This is a genomic window from Cuniculiplasma divulgatum, from assembly GCF_900083515.1.
Taxonomy (GTDB): Archaea; Thermoplasmatota; Thermoplasmata; order Thermoplasmatales; family Thermoplasmataceae; genus Cuniculiplasma; species Cuniculiplasma divulgatum.
This window is the reverse complement of the sequence record NZ_LT671858.1, coordinates 1,753,545-1,767,890: the sequence shown is the minus strand read 5'-3', so window position 1 is coordinate 1,767,890 and position 14,346 is coordinate 1,753,545. Positions and strand designations below refer to the sequence as shown.

The 14,346-nt window shown below is 38.3% G+C and carries 19 protein-coding genes and 2 pseudogenes; 8 read left to right on the top strand and 13 right to left on the bottom strand.

Annotated features, from left to right (window positions below):
- Positions 1-2: 2 nt before the first annotated feature.
- The 4 genes from mtnC to CSP5_RS08805 form a co-directional block, all read right to left on the bottom strand.
- Positions 3-707, bottom strand: a complete 705-nt coding sequence (mtnC, locus tag CSP5_RS08820) for an acireductone synthase (RefSeq protein ID WP_077076672.1) — start codon at positions 705-707, stop codon at positions 3-5.
- Positions 704-1,276: a 1,2-dihydroxy-3-keto-5-methylthiopentene dioxygenase gene (locus CSP5_RS08815; protein ID WP_077076671.1), complete on the bottom strand. Its 573-nt coding sequence runs from the start codon at positions 1,274-1,276 to the stop codon at positions 704-706. The genes mtnC and CSP5_RS08815 overlap by 4 nt, the downstream gene beginning before the upstream one ends.
- Positions 1,277-1,280: 4 nt before the next feature.
- Positions 1,281-1,937, bottom strand: a complete 657-nt coding sequence (mtnB, locus tag CSP5_RS08810; protein ID WP_083705384.1) for a methylthioribulose 1-phosphate dehydratase — start codon at positions 1,935-1,937, stop codon at positions 1,281-1,283.
- A 308-nt stretch (positions 1,938-2,245) separates the two neighbouring features.
- Positions 2,246-2,731 (bottom strand): GNAT family N-acetyltransferase, encoded by a 486-nt coding sequence (locus CSP5_RS08805; RefSeq protein WP_148690193.1) that lies wholly within the window; start codon positions 2,729-2,731, stop codon positions 2,246-2,248.
- Between the two features lie 319 nt (positions 2,732-3,050).
- On the opposite strand from CSP5_RS08805, the gene CSP5_RS08800 reads away from it, so the two are divergent.
- Positions 3,051-3,575, top strand: a complete 525-nt coding sequence (locus CSP5_RS08800) for a hypothetical protein (RefSeq protein ID WP_148690192.1) — start codon at positions 3,051-3,053, stop codon at positions 3,573-3,575.
- Positions 3,576-4,156: 581 nt separating this feature from the next.
- Positions 4,157-4,336 (top strand): annotated as a pseudogene (locus CSP5_RS10080) (hypothetical protein); the annotation flags it as partial.
- A 103-nt stretch (positions 4,337-4,439) separates the two neighbouring features.
- Here CSP5_RS10080 and CSP5_RS08790 read toward each other — a convergent pair.
- Together CSP5_RS08790 and CSP5_RS08785 are read right to left on the bottom strand one after the other, a co-directional pair.
- Positions 4,440-4,694 (bottom strand): type II toxin-antitoxin system RelE family toxin, encoded by a 255-nt coding sequence (locus tag CSP5_RS08790; RefSeq protein WP_077076668.1) that lies wholly within the window; start codon positions 4,692-4,694, stop codon positions 4,440-4,442.
- Complete coding sequence (locus CSP5_RS08785) at positions 4,694-4,915, bottom strand: DUF7557 family protein (protein ID WP_077076667.1); 222 nt, start codon at positions 4,913-4,915, stop codon at positions 4,694-4,696. The genes CSP5_RS08790 and CSP5_RS08785 overlap by 1 nt, the downstream gene beginning before the upstream one ends.
- Positions 4,916-5,108: 193 nt before the next feature.
- Between CSP5_RS08785 and CSP5_RS10075 the strand changes: the two are divergent.
- Positions 5,109-5,333 (top strand): annotated as a pseudogene (locus CSP5_RS10075) (putative immunity protein); the annotation flags it as partial.
- Between the two features lie 165 nt (positions 5,334-5,498).
- On the opposite strand, the gene CSP5_RS08780 reads toward CSP5_RS10075, so the two are convergent.
- From CSP5_RS08780 to CSP5_RS10090, 3 genes are all read right to left on the bottom strand, one after another.
- Positions 5,499-5,762 carry a hypothetical protein gene (locus CSP5_RS08780; RefSeq protein ID WP_145984006.1) on the bottom strand — a complete coding sequence of 88 codons (264 nt, stop codon included), beginning with the start codon at positions 5,760-5,762 and terminating at the stop codon, positions 5,499-5,501.
- Positions 5,763-5,946: 184 nt separating this feature from the next.
- Positions 5,947-7,254, bottom strand: coding sequence for an ATP-binding protein (locus CSP5_RS08775; protein WP_148690191.1), 1,308 nt, complete (start codon positions 7,252-7,254; stop codon positions 5,947-5,949).
- A 649-nt stretch (positions 7,255-7,903) separates the two neighbouring features.
- The gene (locus CSP5_RS10090) at positions 7,904-8,014 is read right to left on the bottom strand and encodes a hypothetical protein (protein WP_449240207.1); all 111 of its coding nucleotides are present in this window, start codon (positions 8,012-8,014) and stop codon (positions 7,904-7,906) included.
- Between the two features lie 350 nt (positions 8,015-8,364).
- Here CSP5_RS10090 and CSP5_RS08770 point away from each other — a divergent pair, with 350 nt between their 5' ends.
- From CSP5_RS08770 to CSP5_RS08750, 5 genes are all read left to right on the top strand, one after another.
- A complete protein-coding gene (locus tag CSP5_RS08770; protein ID WP_077076664.1) occupies positions 8,365-8,607 on the top strand; it encodes a DUF7557 family protein in 243 nt (80 codons plus the stop codon).
- The gene (locus CSP5_RS08765; protein ID WP_148690190.1) at positions 8,604-8,858 is read left to right on the top strand and encodes a type II toxin-antitoxin system RelE family toxin; all 255 of its coding nucleotides are present in this window, start codon (positions 8,604-8,606) and stop codon (positions 8,856-8,858) included. The genes CSP5_RS08770 and CSP5_RS08765 overlap by 4 nt, the downstream gene beginning before the upstream one ends.
- A 151-nt stretch (positions 8,859-9,009) precedes the next feature.
- Positions 9,010-10,428, top strand: a complete 1,419-nt coding sequence (locus CSP5_RS08760) for a hypothetical protein (protein WP_148690189.1) — start codon at positions 9,010-9,012, stop codon at positions 10,426-10,428.
- 258 nt (positions 10,429-10,686) lie between these two features.
- Entirely contained in the window at positions 10,687-12,066 is a 1,380-nt protein-coding gene (locus CSP5_RS08755; RefSeq protein ID WP_148690188.1) for a transposase, read from the top strand.
- On the top strand, positions 12,035-12,310 hold the full coding sequence (locus CSP5_RS08750) for a hypothetical protein (protein WP_206744756.1): 276 nt from the start codon (positions 12,035-12,037) through the stop codon (positions 12,308-12,310). The genes CSP5_RS08755 and CSP5_RS08750 overlap by 32 nt, the downstream gene beginning before the upstream one ends.
- 13 nt (positions 12,311-12,323) lie before the next feature.
- Here CSP5_RS08750 and CSP5_RS10000 read toward each other — a convergent pair whose 3' ends face one another.
- The 4 genes from CSP5_RS10000 to CSP5_RS08740 all read right to left on the bottom strand — a co-directional run bounded on the left by CSP5_RS10000 (position 12,324) and on the right by CSP5_RS08740 (position 14,284).
- Positions 12,324-12,458 (bottom strand): hypothetical protein, encoded by a 135-nt coding sequence (locus CSP5_RS10000; protein ID WP_277868662.1) that lies wholly within the window; start codon positions 12,456-12,458, stop codon positions 12,324-12,326.
- Positions 12,459-12,545: 87 nt separating this feature from the next.
- Entirely contained in the window at positions 12,546-13,610 is a 1,065-nt protein-coding gene (locus CSP5_RS08745; protein WP_148690186.1) for an argonaute/piwi family protein, read from the bottom strand.
- Positions 13,611-13,635: 25 nt separating this feature from the next.
- Positions 13,636-13,782: a hypothetical protein gene (locus tag CSP5_RS09825; RefSeq protein WP_172399459.1), complete on the bottom strand. Its 147-nt coding sequence runs from the start codon at positions 13,780-13,782 to the stop codon at positions 13,636-13,638.
- Positions 13,783-13,792: 10 nt separating this feature from the next.
- The gene (locus CSP5_RS08740; RefSeq protein ID WP_148690185.1) at positions 13,793-14,284 is read right to left on the bottom strand and encodes a helix-turn-helix domain-containing protein; all 492 of its coding nucleotides are present in this window, start codon (positions 14,282-14,284) and stop codon (positions 13,793-13,795) included.
- Positions 14,285-14,346 lie beyond the last annotated feature (62 nt).

The following is a 14,346-nucleotide window of genomic DNA, read 5'->3' as shown; positions in this document are numbered from 1 at the left end:
GTTCAGCACAGGCTTCTAAAATCAATTATGAAGTCCACAGGATTTGTATCGTCTACTTCATTTCCTCTGTTTATTAGAATTGAATTTATGCCAGCATTTCGTGATGAACTTACTTCATCTATCGAATCACTTATAAAACTAATTTTTTCAGGCAAAACTCCTAATTTATTAGAAATATTAACATAACTTTTAACATCTTTTTTAGGTCCTATTTCTGTATCAAAGTATCCGTCAATGTATTTTGTCAAATTGCCAAATTTAGAGTATTTAAATAGTAGTTTTTGTGCCAGTACACTGCCTGATGAATATATGTAAACCTTTTTTCCTGACTTTTTCCATCTAATTAAAGATTCTGGCACATCATCGTATACCTCACTCTTCAGTTCTCCAGATTCATAGCCTTCCTGCCAGATAAGTCCTTCCAGCGTTTTCAGTGCCCCAAGTTTACTGTCCAGATCAATAAGCCTTTCAATATACGCGACAATCTTTTCATCGGGGGAAAATTCACCATTTTCATTAATTCTTCCATTCTGAGCTATTTCTAATAGTGCTTTTTTCACCACCGGGATTTTATTATTTTTTGTCAGGAATTTAGTTAGGCTATCTCTGGCATACTTAAATAGAGTAATGTGCACAAAATTTACTGGCGTTGTGGTTCCCTCTACGTCAAGTAGTACATAATTCTGAATATTAATTTTGCAAGTCATACCTTTTCTCTGTCATTTTCGGCAGGAATAAACGCAGGTCCAAAGCACAGAGGCATGAATTTCTTATCTTTCCCGCTATTGGTATAATGAGGAGTCCATCCACTTTTGTTCTGAAATAGTCTTATGGCTCTAATTTCCCTATCTGAGCATAGGTCAAACCAGTGTTTTGTTCCTTTCGGAACCCTAAGAAGATCCCCTTTTCCAACCTCAACTGACAGCGTTACTTCATCCTCTGCGTTAATATGAAATAATCCATGACCTTTTATTGTATATCTTACCTCATCTTCATCGTGCCAGTGTTCCTTGTTGAATTTTAATAGCATATCATCAAGTCCAGGGGTATTGCTATTTATATCGATGACATCAGCTGTTACATAACCGCCTTCTTTCTTTAGTCTTTCTACTTCTTCTCTATATACCTCAAGTATTCTATCTGGCGATGCATCTTCTGAATTTAGTTTATCAGAATTCCATTTCTCATACTTTATTCCATATTTACTAAGATAATCAGCCACTTTTTCAGGGTCATGAATTGTAATATTTTTTTCAATTATCTTCAAAGAAACCATTTATTCACCTCTCCAAACTTATTTCTCTTCCTCTAATCTCTAACAGAAATTCAATAGCTTCAAGGGACCTCATTGCCTCGCTAAGATTCTTTCCCCAGGTATAAAGTCCGTGTCCACTAAGTAAAAAACCATGAGATTTAGGATGTTCTATAAGGTATTTTGAAACCTTTTTAGATAGTTCCACCATATCCTGAGAATTTTCAAATACAGGTAAAATTTCATTTTCATTGTGGGTTGTATTTCCTTCTAAGGCCTTCAGCATCTCGTATCCGTTAAGTTCGACGAATCCTTCGGATAAATATCTTCTCGATAGTATGGTAGACCATATGGAATGGGTATGTATTATTGATTTAGCCTTCATATTTCTGATAACAGCAAGATGAAGTAACGTTTCTGCAGAAGGCTTTCCATTACCCTCAATGACTTCTCCACTTGAATCCACTATTAGAACATTCTTAGCATCCATGTTTCCCTTATCCACACCGCTCGCGGTTATTGCCAGTTCAAGTGGATCGTATTTTAGAACAGAACTTATGTTCCCACTGGTAGCGTAAAGTAAACCTCGTGAATATAGCTTATTTCCCACTTTTATTATATCATCTGTGATTTTTTTGAATTCTAAATCTGATTGAATGGTAATCTGTCTTTTATAATCACTCATTAGTGATAATTATTATTCCGGTTATCTTAACATTTTAGTTAACAAATATTACCAATACTCATATTTCAAACAAATTTCAGAAATATATTTATCTGTTTTAAGAGGATTTAATAAGATAATTAATAGATCATCCAAATTTTGCAGTGATCTAGGTAAGAATAAATGCAATATATTAATGTATATCCTGAAAAATGGAAATATAACTCATCGAAAACAATTTTTGTAGAAAAAATTTTTCAAAACACTTTCATAACTCCTAAAAAAAATTGATCTTTTTGCAACCAATCTCTTTGTGATAGCACAGAGGTCTAGAGTAATAACTCCATCTTTATGCAATTATAACCATTTTCCTCAAAATGCTCTGTTTCTGAGAAACCAGCCTTACGGTATAGGCGCAGGCTTCTTTCATTGTATTCATAAATTCCACTGACCTTAAGTTTTTTCAACCCAATTTTTCTGGCTCGACTTATCAAAATGGCAAGAACTTTTGTCCCCAATCCCTTTTCCCAATATTCTTCAACTCCAATAGTGATTGGAGTCTTCTCCATAGTTATACTTGCATCGCCAATGGGGGTCCACACATCTTTTTTATAGATTTCTATAATATAGCTCTCATGAATTTCAGAGAGTATCTTAATCATTCGTTCTATTATCTCTCTACCGTAAGGCATTACTTTTGGCCCTTCTGAATAAAAAATAACTCTCGGAGTATTATACCAAAGTAAGAACGAATTCATGTCTCTTTTTAAATCAACCGGTCTCAGCCTGATATCGCCATCACATAGTATTGTCACTTTTATTCTTTAACATAAGCGGGGATAATTATTTAACAATTGGCACTATTAGCTCTTAGAATTTGCGGCGAGAAATCCAGCACTATCGAGGGATGGGAGGATGACACTTAACTGCGTCTTACACTATGCAATGAATTGAATAATAAATATTGACGGCTTGATTCACCCATATCACTTAAAGTTAAGACAATTTAACAAATCCAGTAAGTATATAATTTCGTATAGTTAGGATAATCTGCAAACAAGTTTTTTGGAGTCTTACAGTGTTAAATCCTTTAGAGGAAAATATCTATATTACTCGATTACAATATAGAATATCATGCCAGAAGAAAAAAACCTCAAATCAGCTATTGAAAATTCAAGAAAGATATCAGACGATGGATCGCTTGTTACCTATGATCTTACAAAAGGAGTAGATTTCTCAGATCCAAAGTCTGTGGCAAGGATAATATCAGATGTATTTTTCGAAAAAGATGCTTTAAAATGGTTCAAGGTGAAAGATGAAAAAATTGATTTTGAACCAACATACAAAGTCAGGATAGTAATGGCGGAAGAACATAACAAGATGCTTGAAAGCGTAGTCGATGATTTCCTTAAAGATCTACAAAAAGATGATATATCACGAGATTTCTCAAGGCAGATAAAGGGAGATGCAGATAATGCAACGGGCCTTCAGTCGGCCATTACAACAAGTGCTTTGAAATCAGCATTATTCCATCATTCTATGGATAAAGTCTATGGAAGGGAAATCAAAGACGATCTATTTTTAGATCTTCTTGAAAAACTGGAAATCAGATCCCTGAACAATGAGGATTTGATGGATTGGAAAAAACTTCCACTCTGAAGTTTACTCAACGGAAAGAATTCACGTTCACTAATTGGAATAAAATTCTAAAGCAAGTTCTTGTAAAATGTCATTTTTTATCAGTCACACCTAAATATTTTCTTTAAATTTTTAGAAATACTCAAAGTCAAAGTGATCAAACTAAAAGAGAAAAAAAAGAATGTTTGCTCAATACCGAATACCCAATTACTGTTTTAACAAAAGAAACGAGATTTAAACGGTTCAAAAAATTAAGCATTCTATTACCAAGAAAATCTCAGAGCAGAAAACCCACTCATGAGTTCGTCAAAAACCAAATTCCTTTTTTCTGGGCTCAGTCGAAATACTGTTTTAATTATGGCTGCATTTGTGATTGTAAAGATATAGTTCAATTTAATCATGCTATCATGAGCAGCCCCTTCATTCGTAATGGCATTATAGTTTTGTCATGTTTGAGTAAAATTTACGGTGAGAGAATAAAATATGATATAATAAAATAATTTTGTCGAGGAGGTTATAAAAATTAATGTAATGTTTAAACATAAACACATGTAACGACCAAAACCATTTCCATAAAAAAGTCAGTTTAAGAAGAATTACATGCATTCAAAAAGGAAAATGAGAGTTTTAGCGAACTTCTGGATAGATTGGTAAAATCGCAGAGCAAGGAGAATATACTTGAGTCCTTAAGAGGAAGCATTGATTTTGAAAATGGTCTGACCAGGCGAGAACGGGAGTACTATGACGATACTCTCCGGTTAGAATCCAAAGACAAACAATAGAAGAAATCCAAAAATATGTGGCAAATTCGATATAAATGAAGTTCGTAAAATGGACTGGTTGGGATTTGATTAATGTTTTAAGCGAATATTAAGGAATAGAAAATTACCTTTCATAGACATTGCTCCTGTGTCCGACTTTTAAAATCAATATTCTAACCATTTCATTTTGAATATCAAGAATCACTCTATAATCCCCTACCCTAAGCCTGTAGTATTGATATCTAACAAGTTTCTCAACATACCTTTCTGGGTTTTGATACAATTGTCCAACTTTTTCATGAATCCTCTTGGCAACTGACCTGTCAAGGCGTTCCAACTGCTTGGATGCCTGAATGGACCATACTATTCTATAATCCATTAAAGACCTAGGTCCTTCTTCAGTTGTTCGTGGGTGACAAATTTGCCAGATTCGATTTCACGTCTAGCTTCTTCCACCTCCCTTATAGTCTCCTCGTTTAGTTCGTTAAGATCCTCAATCATCCTTTCTATTACTTCCTCATATGTTTCTCTAGGATGCAGTTTCATTGACTGTAGTGTTTTCTTTGTTTCTTGCTTTACCTGTATTGTTGAAATAGTCACAGTTGCCTATAGTGATCGATAGTATAAAGTTTTGTCATACAGAACTTTTATCTCAATGGGGTCGATATGGCAGATTTACAGCTTAGAATGTGTCTGGATATTTGGATCTGATTAAAGTATTATCTCAATAACCACAAAAAGGAAAAACATTCGTAAGTTCTCCCAGTATAATATTCTGTATGAGAGGCTTATTATGGACAAGCAGAACATTTTTGAAAAGAGACGGAATCTTAGGCTTGTAACCATACGTCGAGGTGGAACGCTTAATGACTCTGATCATCGTCTTATTGCGAAGTGGGCAGCTGATTGCGCTCAGCATGTGCTTCATCTTTTCCAGGAGGAGAGACCAGATGATAGCCATCCACGCATAGCAATTGAACAAGCACTCGCATGGGCACGAGGCGAATGTTCCCTATTGCATAGGTAAGTTAAAGGAGATACAGATAATCGGTGGAATTTTTTAGATGAAGACCATATCATTGATTATTTGAAGCAACAGCTGACAAAATGAAGACGAATAATGTATGATAAAGATAACGATTCATGTTAGATTTTAAAATCAACCGGGGCAAAGAGCCGAAGGTCATTGCTTCTCTTTTTTGTTATTCCATATGTCGCTCGTTCTTTTCTGCAACTTGCCACTCTTTGCTGCCAGCAGTGTTCCAATGAACAATATTATTGCTAAAAGCAAGAATATTCCCAGACCATAAAAGAAGAGTGGAAGGTAAACTGAGGCAGAGTAGTGTAGGTAATGAAACAGCGCTCCGAGCGCGATTACAACCATTGAACTTATGAACATAAAGGTTTCAACAGTCATAGTCTTGTTTATTGGATGAAACCCTACCATAATATGATGAGTGAATTCATACATATATATCCCTATTCATCTTGCTAAACGGACAGGTTGCACATTCATAACTATGGGATCAAAGAATAGTATTGAACTTGATCAAACTTTTAAAGAGATATTCCAAATGTAACACATATCTAGCAGGACAGCGAGAGTTTTGTGGATTATCTTGAGGATAAACTCACTTTTGCTTTGTATCATATAAAGCCCAAGCCCAGAATGGGATGTAATGAATTAAAATTCCATCAATTAATTCTTCTCCTTCATAATCGTAGGTTATTATTTTCCCGGACTTCAGCCCAAGACCCTTTGCAGCCTCCACAAGTGCAGAGGTTTCTCGAGATCTTGTACTTAGTAGGGACACTTCACAAGATACCTGTATGATCTCACCATTTTTGCCGCCTACAATGAAGTCCACTTCTTTACCGGATTTAAGCTTAAGATAGTTTATGCTCTCTATAGGTTCTTTTCTTCTGGATAACTCGATGAAAACTGCATTTTCCAGTGCCCTGCCCTTATCAATGTCAGAGAAAAGTCTGGAAATACCAGTGTCTATTATATAAGTCTTTGATTGCATTGAAATACGCTTTCTTACGCTCTTTTCATACTTCTCAAGTAGACTCAGAAGAAAAACCGATCTCGAGTAATCAAGGAAGTTTAGCAATGTAACTCTACTTATCTTTCTCCCAGTACTTTTGAAATAATTAAACAACTTTACCGAACTGAAATATGAGGCGTAGCTGCTGGAGAGAATTTTGAGAAATATGTTTAAATCTCCAACATCCCTAATTCCATACCTTCTAACTATGTCCTTGAAGAAAATTGCATCAAAGTAAGATGAAAGTATCTCCAGTTTTCTGGATATGCTTGATGTCATTGCTATTTCGGGAAATGATCCAAACTCCAAAAAATCATTCATTGCCTTAAGAATTACCCCTTTTTCAAAAGAATATTTTTGCAGTTTGTTAATTTTCAGGCCCTGTGCATCAACATATTCTTTGAAAGAGAAAGGGTACACAATATATGTGAGGTTCCTTCCTGCAAGTGAAGTGGCTATTTCGCTACTAAGTAATTCAGAAGAGGAACCTGTTACTATTACACGATACTTCCCAGTATCGTAGATCTTCCTGACCCATTTATCCCAGTTCTCAACAATCTGTATTTCGTCAAGAAAAACGTACATTATCCCGTCAGAATTGAACAGCTCCCTATGGGCTATAAGAAGGTTGTCTAGATTGATAGCTGTTATTCCAACAAGTCTCTCGTTCTCAAAGTTGATATAAAGGATATTATCTTTCTTAACGCCTTTTTTTAAAAGGTCATTAATGCATTGAAACATTACATAGGTTTTTCCCGATCGTCTTGACCCGGCAATAGCAATTATCTTATTTGAATCTAGATCAACTTTTATATCACGTTCTATAAGGCCAGGTATTTTGTGGCCATTCCAGAGCGTTAAAACGTACTTAAAATCTTCAACTGTTACCATTATTGTATAGTATACTGTACATATTATTATAATTTATGTTTAGTATGATGTACAATTTGATAGAGTTTTAAAGAGACTATAAGTGATGCTTCCAGCAGAGTGAGACAATGATAAATAATTTATGGATCGTGAGTCTAAATGAGGGTTTAGATATAAATGTGGTTCACACATCTGGCATGTATACTTCATTGTGGTGATATTCTCCAAATTGCAAGCCTGATGGATTTTTCCTCAAAAAATTTTAATAACAGGAATTTATCAATCATATTTCAATGCAAAAAACTTTTTGAGAGCTCGTCAAAAACCAAATTTATTTTTCTTAATTCAAATGAAATACTGTTTTAATTATTGCTTTATTTGTAATGGTAAAGATATAATTCAATTTCATCACACTATCCTGAGCAGCTTCATAACTCCGGGATATTATTATACCGTTCATTCTTCTGTTAGTTGTGATCCAAGCTAGGACAACACCACCTCATTCCTCTAACAATATAAGGATGGGACGAATTTTAGAATCATCAGAATCGGTAAATTTCACCCTTGTTATTACAACATCGCATGGTTCAGGCATGTTCCCATCCCGAGTAATCACCTTTTTCCCAGAGCTGTTTCATCTTCTCTTCCTAGGCATTTTGTACAAAGGATTCTAACTCATTTGTTTCTTCAGTACTTTTATGAGATTAAGAATGATCTCGCTATAAGTCTCCCGTCGATATATTTTAAGTTTTTTAAGAGCATCTACAACAGACCTGTCCAGTTGAATCGTTGTGGATTTTGATTTAGGTATTATATGTCATCTATATTCTACATATAACGATTTATGTGCTTATACACGTTATGTACCGTAATACGTTTGAATTATTTGAGTTCTGGATTACTTGCAAACGAACTTATTTTAATACTTTCGTCAATAGGAGAGTTCTACCATAGTTAGGATGGACCGGTCGGGATTTGCTTATTGTTTTAAGCGAATACTTTCTGCTTTACATGAATATAAGAAAACTATCCCTTATCTCATAATGCCCAAACATTACTGCACCCGTGTATAAATTGACGAAAAGGCAAGAATTATATTGCAATTATACATTGGGTATACAAGGTATATACATGGATTATACAACCATACAGATTAGCCGATCCACAAGAGAGAAACTGAATGGACTAAGGGCATACAAGAGAATGACATATGATGAGTTGCTGAATGCACTCATGTCACTAATTCCTGAGGGTGATGATGAGGGGGTTTACACTGAGGATTTCAGGGCATCTCTGCTTAGGGGTCTCCTTGATGTGAAAGAGAAGAAGACCCACACAGTAGAAGAAGTGAAGAAACAGTTGGGAATACAGTGACAAACTTTGAAGTTGAATTTTCAGAGGAATCTCTTTTTCAGCTTCGAGGCATGGACATTCCCTTAGCTAAGAGGATTATCCAGAAAATAGAAAGCACTAGAAGTGATCCACACAGGTTCTTTGTCAGGTTGGTCGGGAGGACCGAGTACAAGCTTCGAGTCGGTGACTACAGGGTGATTGCCGACATTGAAGAAAATAGGAGAGTTATAGTTGTCAGATCACTGGGTCACAGAAGGAACATCTACAAATGACAAGCCTCCCTTTTTATATAGTATTTTAAAATCACGAAAGACAATTTCAGTAAGAATGGACCGGTCGGGATTTGATTAAAGTTTTAAGGGAATACGCACTGAGTGCCCATGATCTGCAAAAGTTATTTACCAATGCCAATGTTGAAGTCTCATGGATAGGCACGAAGAAATCAAACAACAATGTGTTCAGATATTGAGTTATTACTACATTCTTCCGGATACTGAATTCCCTTTGGATACCAAAGAAAGGGTAGATGTGGTGGGCTATTTTAAGAATAAGATAGCCCCAGACATTGGAATTGAGGTAGAGCTTTCCAGCGACTTTCAACATGATGCGGCTAAGCTTGCTAAAACACCTAGCTTTAAGTGGAGACTGATTATGACCGATGATCCAGATACGTTATCTTTAAGACCGGTTACAAATGTAAATGGAAAGAGTATAGAGATTGTACGTCCTCCAGACGAAGAAGTGGCTTTTGAGGCCAAGATAAGGGAATTTACGAATCAAAACAAACGGACATGGTTTAATGAATTCAAGAAACGAATAGACAGAGAGCCCCAGACTGGTACCAAAGATCCACTTCCTGATTTTATTGACGAAATTCGAGACCAGGGGCTTGATGTTGATATGGTCAAGGACATAGTGTTTCGAACTGCGTTAGGAGGGATACATCTCGGGTTCTACGCACAAGGAACAGTTGGAACAGAGTATTATGGATCAACAGAGGTGCCGAGGGAGGTACTATATCTGAGAGCTAGGAATCTTATTTTCGAGGACCGACCTGGAAGAAGCTATGACACTGGAAGGCAATCAATTTACTATTTGTCAAGAGACGGGCGTGACTTGGCTGAACGGATCATAGACGAAAGAATCAGAGAAAAAGAGGAAAAGCTGTTACAAATCATCAGAAAGTACGGTGACTCAGCATTCTTAATTTCCCTGCTGGGGCAAATGGGGAGATTTGTTGATAGAGCGGACTTATCAGGATTTTTGAATAATTACCCATATTCAGGAATTCAACTTCCAAGTGTGGGTGTTTCGTGGAATGAGGTACCAAGGGATCTCGTTGAAGAATTCAATATTGACTATGAAATTACATACACAACCAGTGTTGTGACCAGTTCACCTCTGTTTCGAGAGACGCTAAAACAAGTATACAAAGCTCTTACAGACGCACAACTCGGGAATGAGACAAAGGCCTTTAGTTCCAAGGGCGATTGGTGGGGTGAAATGTATTCGGCCCCTCTGAGGGCATTACTCAGAAAACTCGACATAGAAGAATGGATAGAATCTTCTCAAAGGGATAAACTCAAATCTTACGCAGAGTGGGCAATTCTAGGAGCACATAACCCATTTGTTCCAAGCACACTCTATGATTCGTTTAGAGCTATTGGGTCTGATGTTCACGATGCTGAAGTCTTAATAGGGGAGTTAGCGGAACAAGGAATAACATCGAAACCCGTGAAAGGTGGAGCAAACACGATAGCAATCTATGATGATAAACGATTCAATGACTTTTGCGAAGGGAAAATGAACGCACTCCTCAGAAGCATACTGAAAGGTGAGTGAATGCCAATGCTTATCAGAAACTGGACGTCAGCAAAATTTATTATGGTTCCGAATATGGCCTAGTCAAGGTGGCTGGTATGACATCTTTTGACGGAATAGTTCTAAAGATGGACCTAGAGCAGTTTAACCCTTAACTCCGTGTTTTTTGTGTAATAGGCCGCACATATTCCTGCATTTCAATCTCCACCGAATGCCTATTTTATGGCATCTCTGCCTTAATGCGAAAGATCTTTATACATATTACGTATACTATGTAATATGGTTGTTCTCCCCGACTGGGTCAGGAAATACAAGACAAAAGGTGTCGAAATCCGGGTATCCGGACAGAATTACTATGCCTATGAGATGTCCAGCAAATGGAACAGGGAGAAGAAGAGGGCCGACAAGATCACCGGACAGTACCTTGGCGTCGTAACCCATGAGGGAATAGTGAAGCCCCGATCCATGGGGCTTCCGAGATCCGATCATGAATACGGGAATATTTCACTGCTGTATGGCATAGCTGAGAAGACAATCATCCCCGTGCTGAAGGAGATATATCCCACCATGTGGGAACGCATCATATCTTACGTCATTCTGAGGAACATACAGCCATTGCCAATGAAATCCGTGCATTACCTGTATGAGAAGACATACCTCTCCAGGGTAATGGACGAGAGCATGTCTCCCGATTCGCTGTCAAGGATGCTCTCTTCCCTGCCAGAGGACCAGAGCATCAGGGTCATGCGAGAACTGACGGAGAAGGGCGAATACGTTCTCATGGATTCAACGGCAGTATTCTCCAGGTCGGAGAACATGTCATTCCTTGAACTGGGCCACAACTCAAAGGGCATGCATCTTCCACAGATCAATGTCATGATACTGTTTTCATCCACCAGGACAATGCCCACGTTCGTGAGGATACTTCCAGGATCAATAAGGGACGTTTCAGCCATGTCAAAGACCATTGACATGGCAGGCGTAGAGAAATGCGTGATCGTTGCCGATAAGGGATTCTTCTCCCCTGATAACATAAGGAAGCTGGAGAATAAACGTCTCAGCTACATCATACCATTGAGGAGGAATTCGTCACTGATACCCGATGCTGATGGTTTCACGGGTGTTTTCCGTTATGACGGGAAACCTGTCAAGTACTGGAAACGTGAAAATGATGTGTACATATTCGAGGATCCCATCCTGAAAAGCGAGGAGGAGAAGGACTTTCTCCTGAGAATAGAGGAGAATAAGAGGATCGGGAAACAGTTCGATGAAAACGAGATCAATTTTGGAAAGCTCTATCTTCTCTCCGACCTGAATGAGGATCCTGAAAGGGTATACCGGCTTTACAAGCAGCGTGAATACGTGGAATACGCCTTCAATGTTTACAAGAACGATCTTGAGGCCGATAGATCATACCTGAGGGACGACCACATGATGTTCACGTACATGTTCCTGAACCTTCTGTCCCTGTATCTGCACTTCCAGATCCTCAATATGCTGGACGGGAAATACAGCGTCAGGGATGTTCTCCTGATCCTGTCAAGAATCAAGATGTACAGGTTTGAGAAACAGGAGATCATGAGTGAACTCCCTAAAAAAGCAAAAGACCTGGTGTCTGATATGAAGATTGATCTGGACATATTACGTAAAAAAGGGTGAGTTAAGGCTTAAATCAAAAATTACCCTAGGAATTGACAGCAGCTGCAAAAACTGTGTTGAAATAATGCATTCAACGTTCGGAAAAGACTACACTTTCTCTCCGATCCTCAATCAACTTCTAGGAAAACTCTATGAAGCTTCAATAAATGCGCTCCTCAGCGAGAGTAGGATAATAAAATGCAACGAATTCGCCGGTATAGATGGCAAAACCTCTATTTTCACTACCTCTTACAAGAAAACATAGAGCTTATGTGAGTCTATTTCTTCTTACTTCCTTTCGCAGTAACTGACATTACTCTTCCTTTGGCAGCTTGAGCTTCTGGCGTACCCTCTTTATCAAAGGCGGATTGCACTCTCTTTGCTGCCTTTGGAATCATTTTGCCTTTCGACAACAATTGAATAGCTGGTCAAGATATTTAACCGTTCTGTACGTTGAGCAGAGAGATTCACAGACAGTATTTGGAGATAATGGCACCTCATTACATATAAAATCTATAGTGATTCTGTATTGGAGAACCTTCAGGCAACTCGGATAAGACCTTTCCTACATCCTTAGAGAATTCAAGCGTGATGGGCCATATAGTGGCAAATGATGTGGTGTTCCAGTTCAATTTAGTCAGACCTAAGATTTCCTCGCATATTTCATTAATCTGAGAGTCTCCTTGATGATTCAGAAGCAATGGGCTAGGAATTCTATGTCCTGGATAGGTTCTCACTCTTGGAATATAGCCTGAGGTGTACAAAAGCCATCTTCTTTCTGAAAGACGTATTCCTGTCCCTCTTAAGACCGGATACTGCCCTGTTCGAGCGAATCTGTAAGAATGCCTATCAGTTATTGCAACAAAGTCGTGCGACTGATTTCCTATAGCTTCCATGAAACCTTCTCTTTCGACGTCATAAAATGTCGTCTTTTTGTGAATTACAACACGAGAAGGTTGCCTCCCCGCTCTCTCTTCATAGGATTTCAAAGCTTCTTTCATTAATTCATATGCCTGTCTTTTGCTCATGTGAGGTTCTTTTGTGCGTTTATCTATTACAACATCAGCACCTCGTAAGACCATTCCTTCTCCATTATGTGTGAAAACTTGTGCCATCGATGTTTCAACATCAAACTTTGGGCTCAATAAGTTGTGAAAAAAAGATATTCCAACGTAGCAGGTGTCCTGTCTCAATTTAGCCAGGCGCCACGGTTTTCCATTGGCTTTATAGTACAATGCTGTGGCAAAGTTATAGGCGAAAGTGGCCGGCTCCTGAATTCGTTTAACCGAGGGGTTACCAAAATCAACAAACCCCCTGGCAGTGGATTCACGAAGCAGTTGAATCGGGATGCCAAATTCCATAACTTTCCCCTTAAGCGCATTATGAAAGTCCAAATCAAGGTCCCTCTCTGTTGGGTCTTGAACTTCCAGCCCCCATTCGTCCAGAAATTTATTACCCTTAGCCTTCAATTCTGAGATCAACTTCTCTTCCGGAGTAAATTTCGGTCTTTTCGCACCACGAGTTTTCTCTGAAATGCCGCAATATTCTTCAATATCACTAGGCATTGTACAAATAATCACGTCTGGTCTATTATCTTCCATTGAAAGCGTAGAAACCGAAGGTATTGGCCCTGAACTTTGTTGTGTTCTTCAAGATTACCGGCTTACGGAAGGACCACATCCTTACTGTATTTGATGTGGTCTGTGGGGCGGATTCATCGAAGAATCCTATGATCATGCTCTGAGGATCAACCGAACCGAGTTTTTTTTAGTTTTTCCCTTGCATCATTTGGCTTCCTGTAATCCACCTGATAGGGTTTTGCATGCTTCATCTTCATGCCCTTCAGCATTCTGCGTACCTGCCTCTCAGAATATTGAACCTGAAATCTCTCTCTTATGAGATCCTCTATCTCCCTGAGTGACCACAGATCCTTTGCTTCCAGCAGCGATTTCAACTCGCTCTTCTGATCTGTGGAAAGTTTGGAGGGTTTGCCACCTGCATACCTCGGAATAAGACCCTCATATCCGGATTCGTTCCACCTCCTCAGCCATTCATACGCTATTGTCTTAACGACGCCAGCATGCTTCGCAGCCTCAGGAACGCTCTTTTCATCATAGAGATCATTGATGAAGATGAGCCTCTGGATGATTTTTCCTCTCTTCTGTTCTTCCCTTATCAGCCGCCGAAGCTCCGATGCCTGAAGATGTCTCTTCACTTCAATCCGACTTACTCTTGACATGGATGTGAAAACACGAATAAGTCCATATAGTTATGTCTTACACTATAATCCACAAGTGTTTG

Coding starts and splice junctions, on each gene's coding strand:
- mtnC (WP_077076672.1), bottom strand. CDS start 707: ATGACTTGCAAAATTAATATTCAGAATTATGTACTACTTGACGTAGAG.
- CSP5_RS08815 (WP_077076671.1), bottom strand. CDS start 1,276: ATGGTTTCTTTGAAGATAATTGAAAAAAATATTACAATTCATGACCCT.
- mtnB (WP_083705384.1), bottom strand. CDS start 1,937: ATGAGTGATTATAAAAGACAGATTACCATTCAATCAGATTTAGAATTC.
- CSP5_RS08800 (WP_148690192.1), top strand. CDS start 3,051: ATGCCAGAAGAAAAAAACCTCAAATCAGCTATTGAAAATTCAAGAAAG.
- CSP5_RS08790 (WP_077076668.1), bottom strand. CDS start 4,694: ATGGATTATAGAATAGTATGGTCCATTCAGGCATCCAAGCAGTTGGAA.
- CSP5_RS08780 (WP_145984006.1), bottom strand. CDS start 5,762: ATGGTAGGGTTTCATCCAATAAACAAGACTATGACTGTTGAAACCTTT.
- CSP5_RS08775 (WP_148690191.1), bottom strand. CDS start 7,254: ATGGTAACAGTTGAAGATTTTAAGTACGTTTTAACGCTCTGGAATGGC.
- CSP5_RS08770 (WP_077076664.1), top strand. CDS start 8,365: ATGGATTATACAACCATACAGATTAGCCGATCCACAAGAGAGAAACTG.
- CSP5_RS08760 (WP_148690189.1), top strand. CDS start 9,010: ATGGATAGGCACGAAGAAATCAAACAACAATGTGTTCAGATATTGAGT.
- CSP5_RS08755 (WP_148690188.1), top strand. CDS start 10,687: ATGGTTGTTCTCCCCGACTGGGTCAGGAAATACAAGACAAAAGGTGTC.
- CSP5_RS08745 (WP_148690186.1), bottom strand. CDS start 13,610: ATGCCTAGTGATATTGAAGAATATTGCGGCATTTCAGAGAAAACTCGT.
- CSP5_RS09825 (WP_172399459.1), bottom strand. CDS start 13,782: ATGATCATAGGATTCTTCGATGAATCCGCCCCACAGACCACATCAAAT.
- CSP5_RS08740 (WP_148690185.1), bottom strand. CDS start 14,284: ATGTCAAGAGTAAGTCGGATTGAAGTGAAGAGACATCTTCAGGCATCG.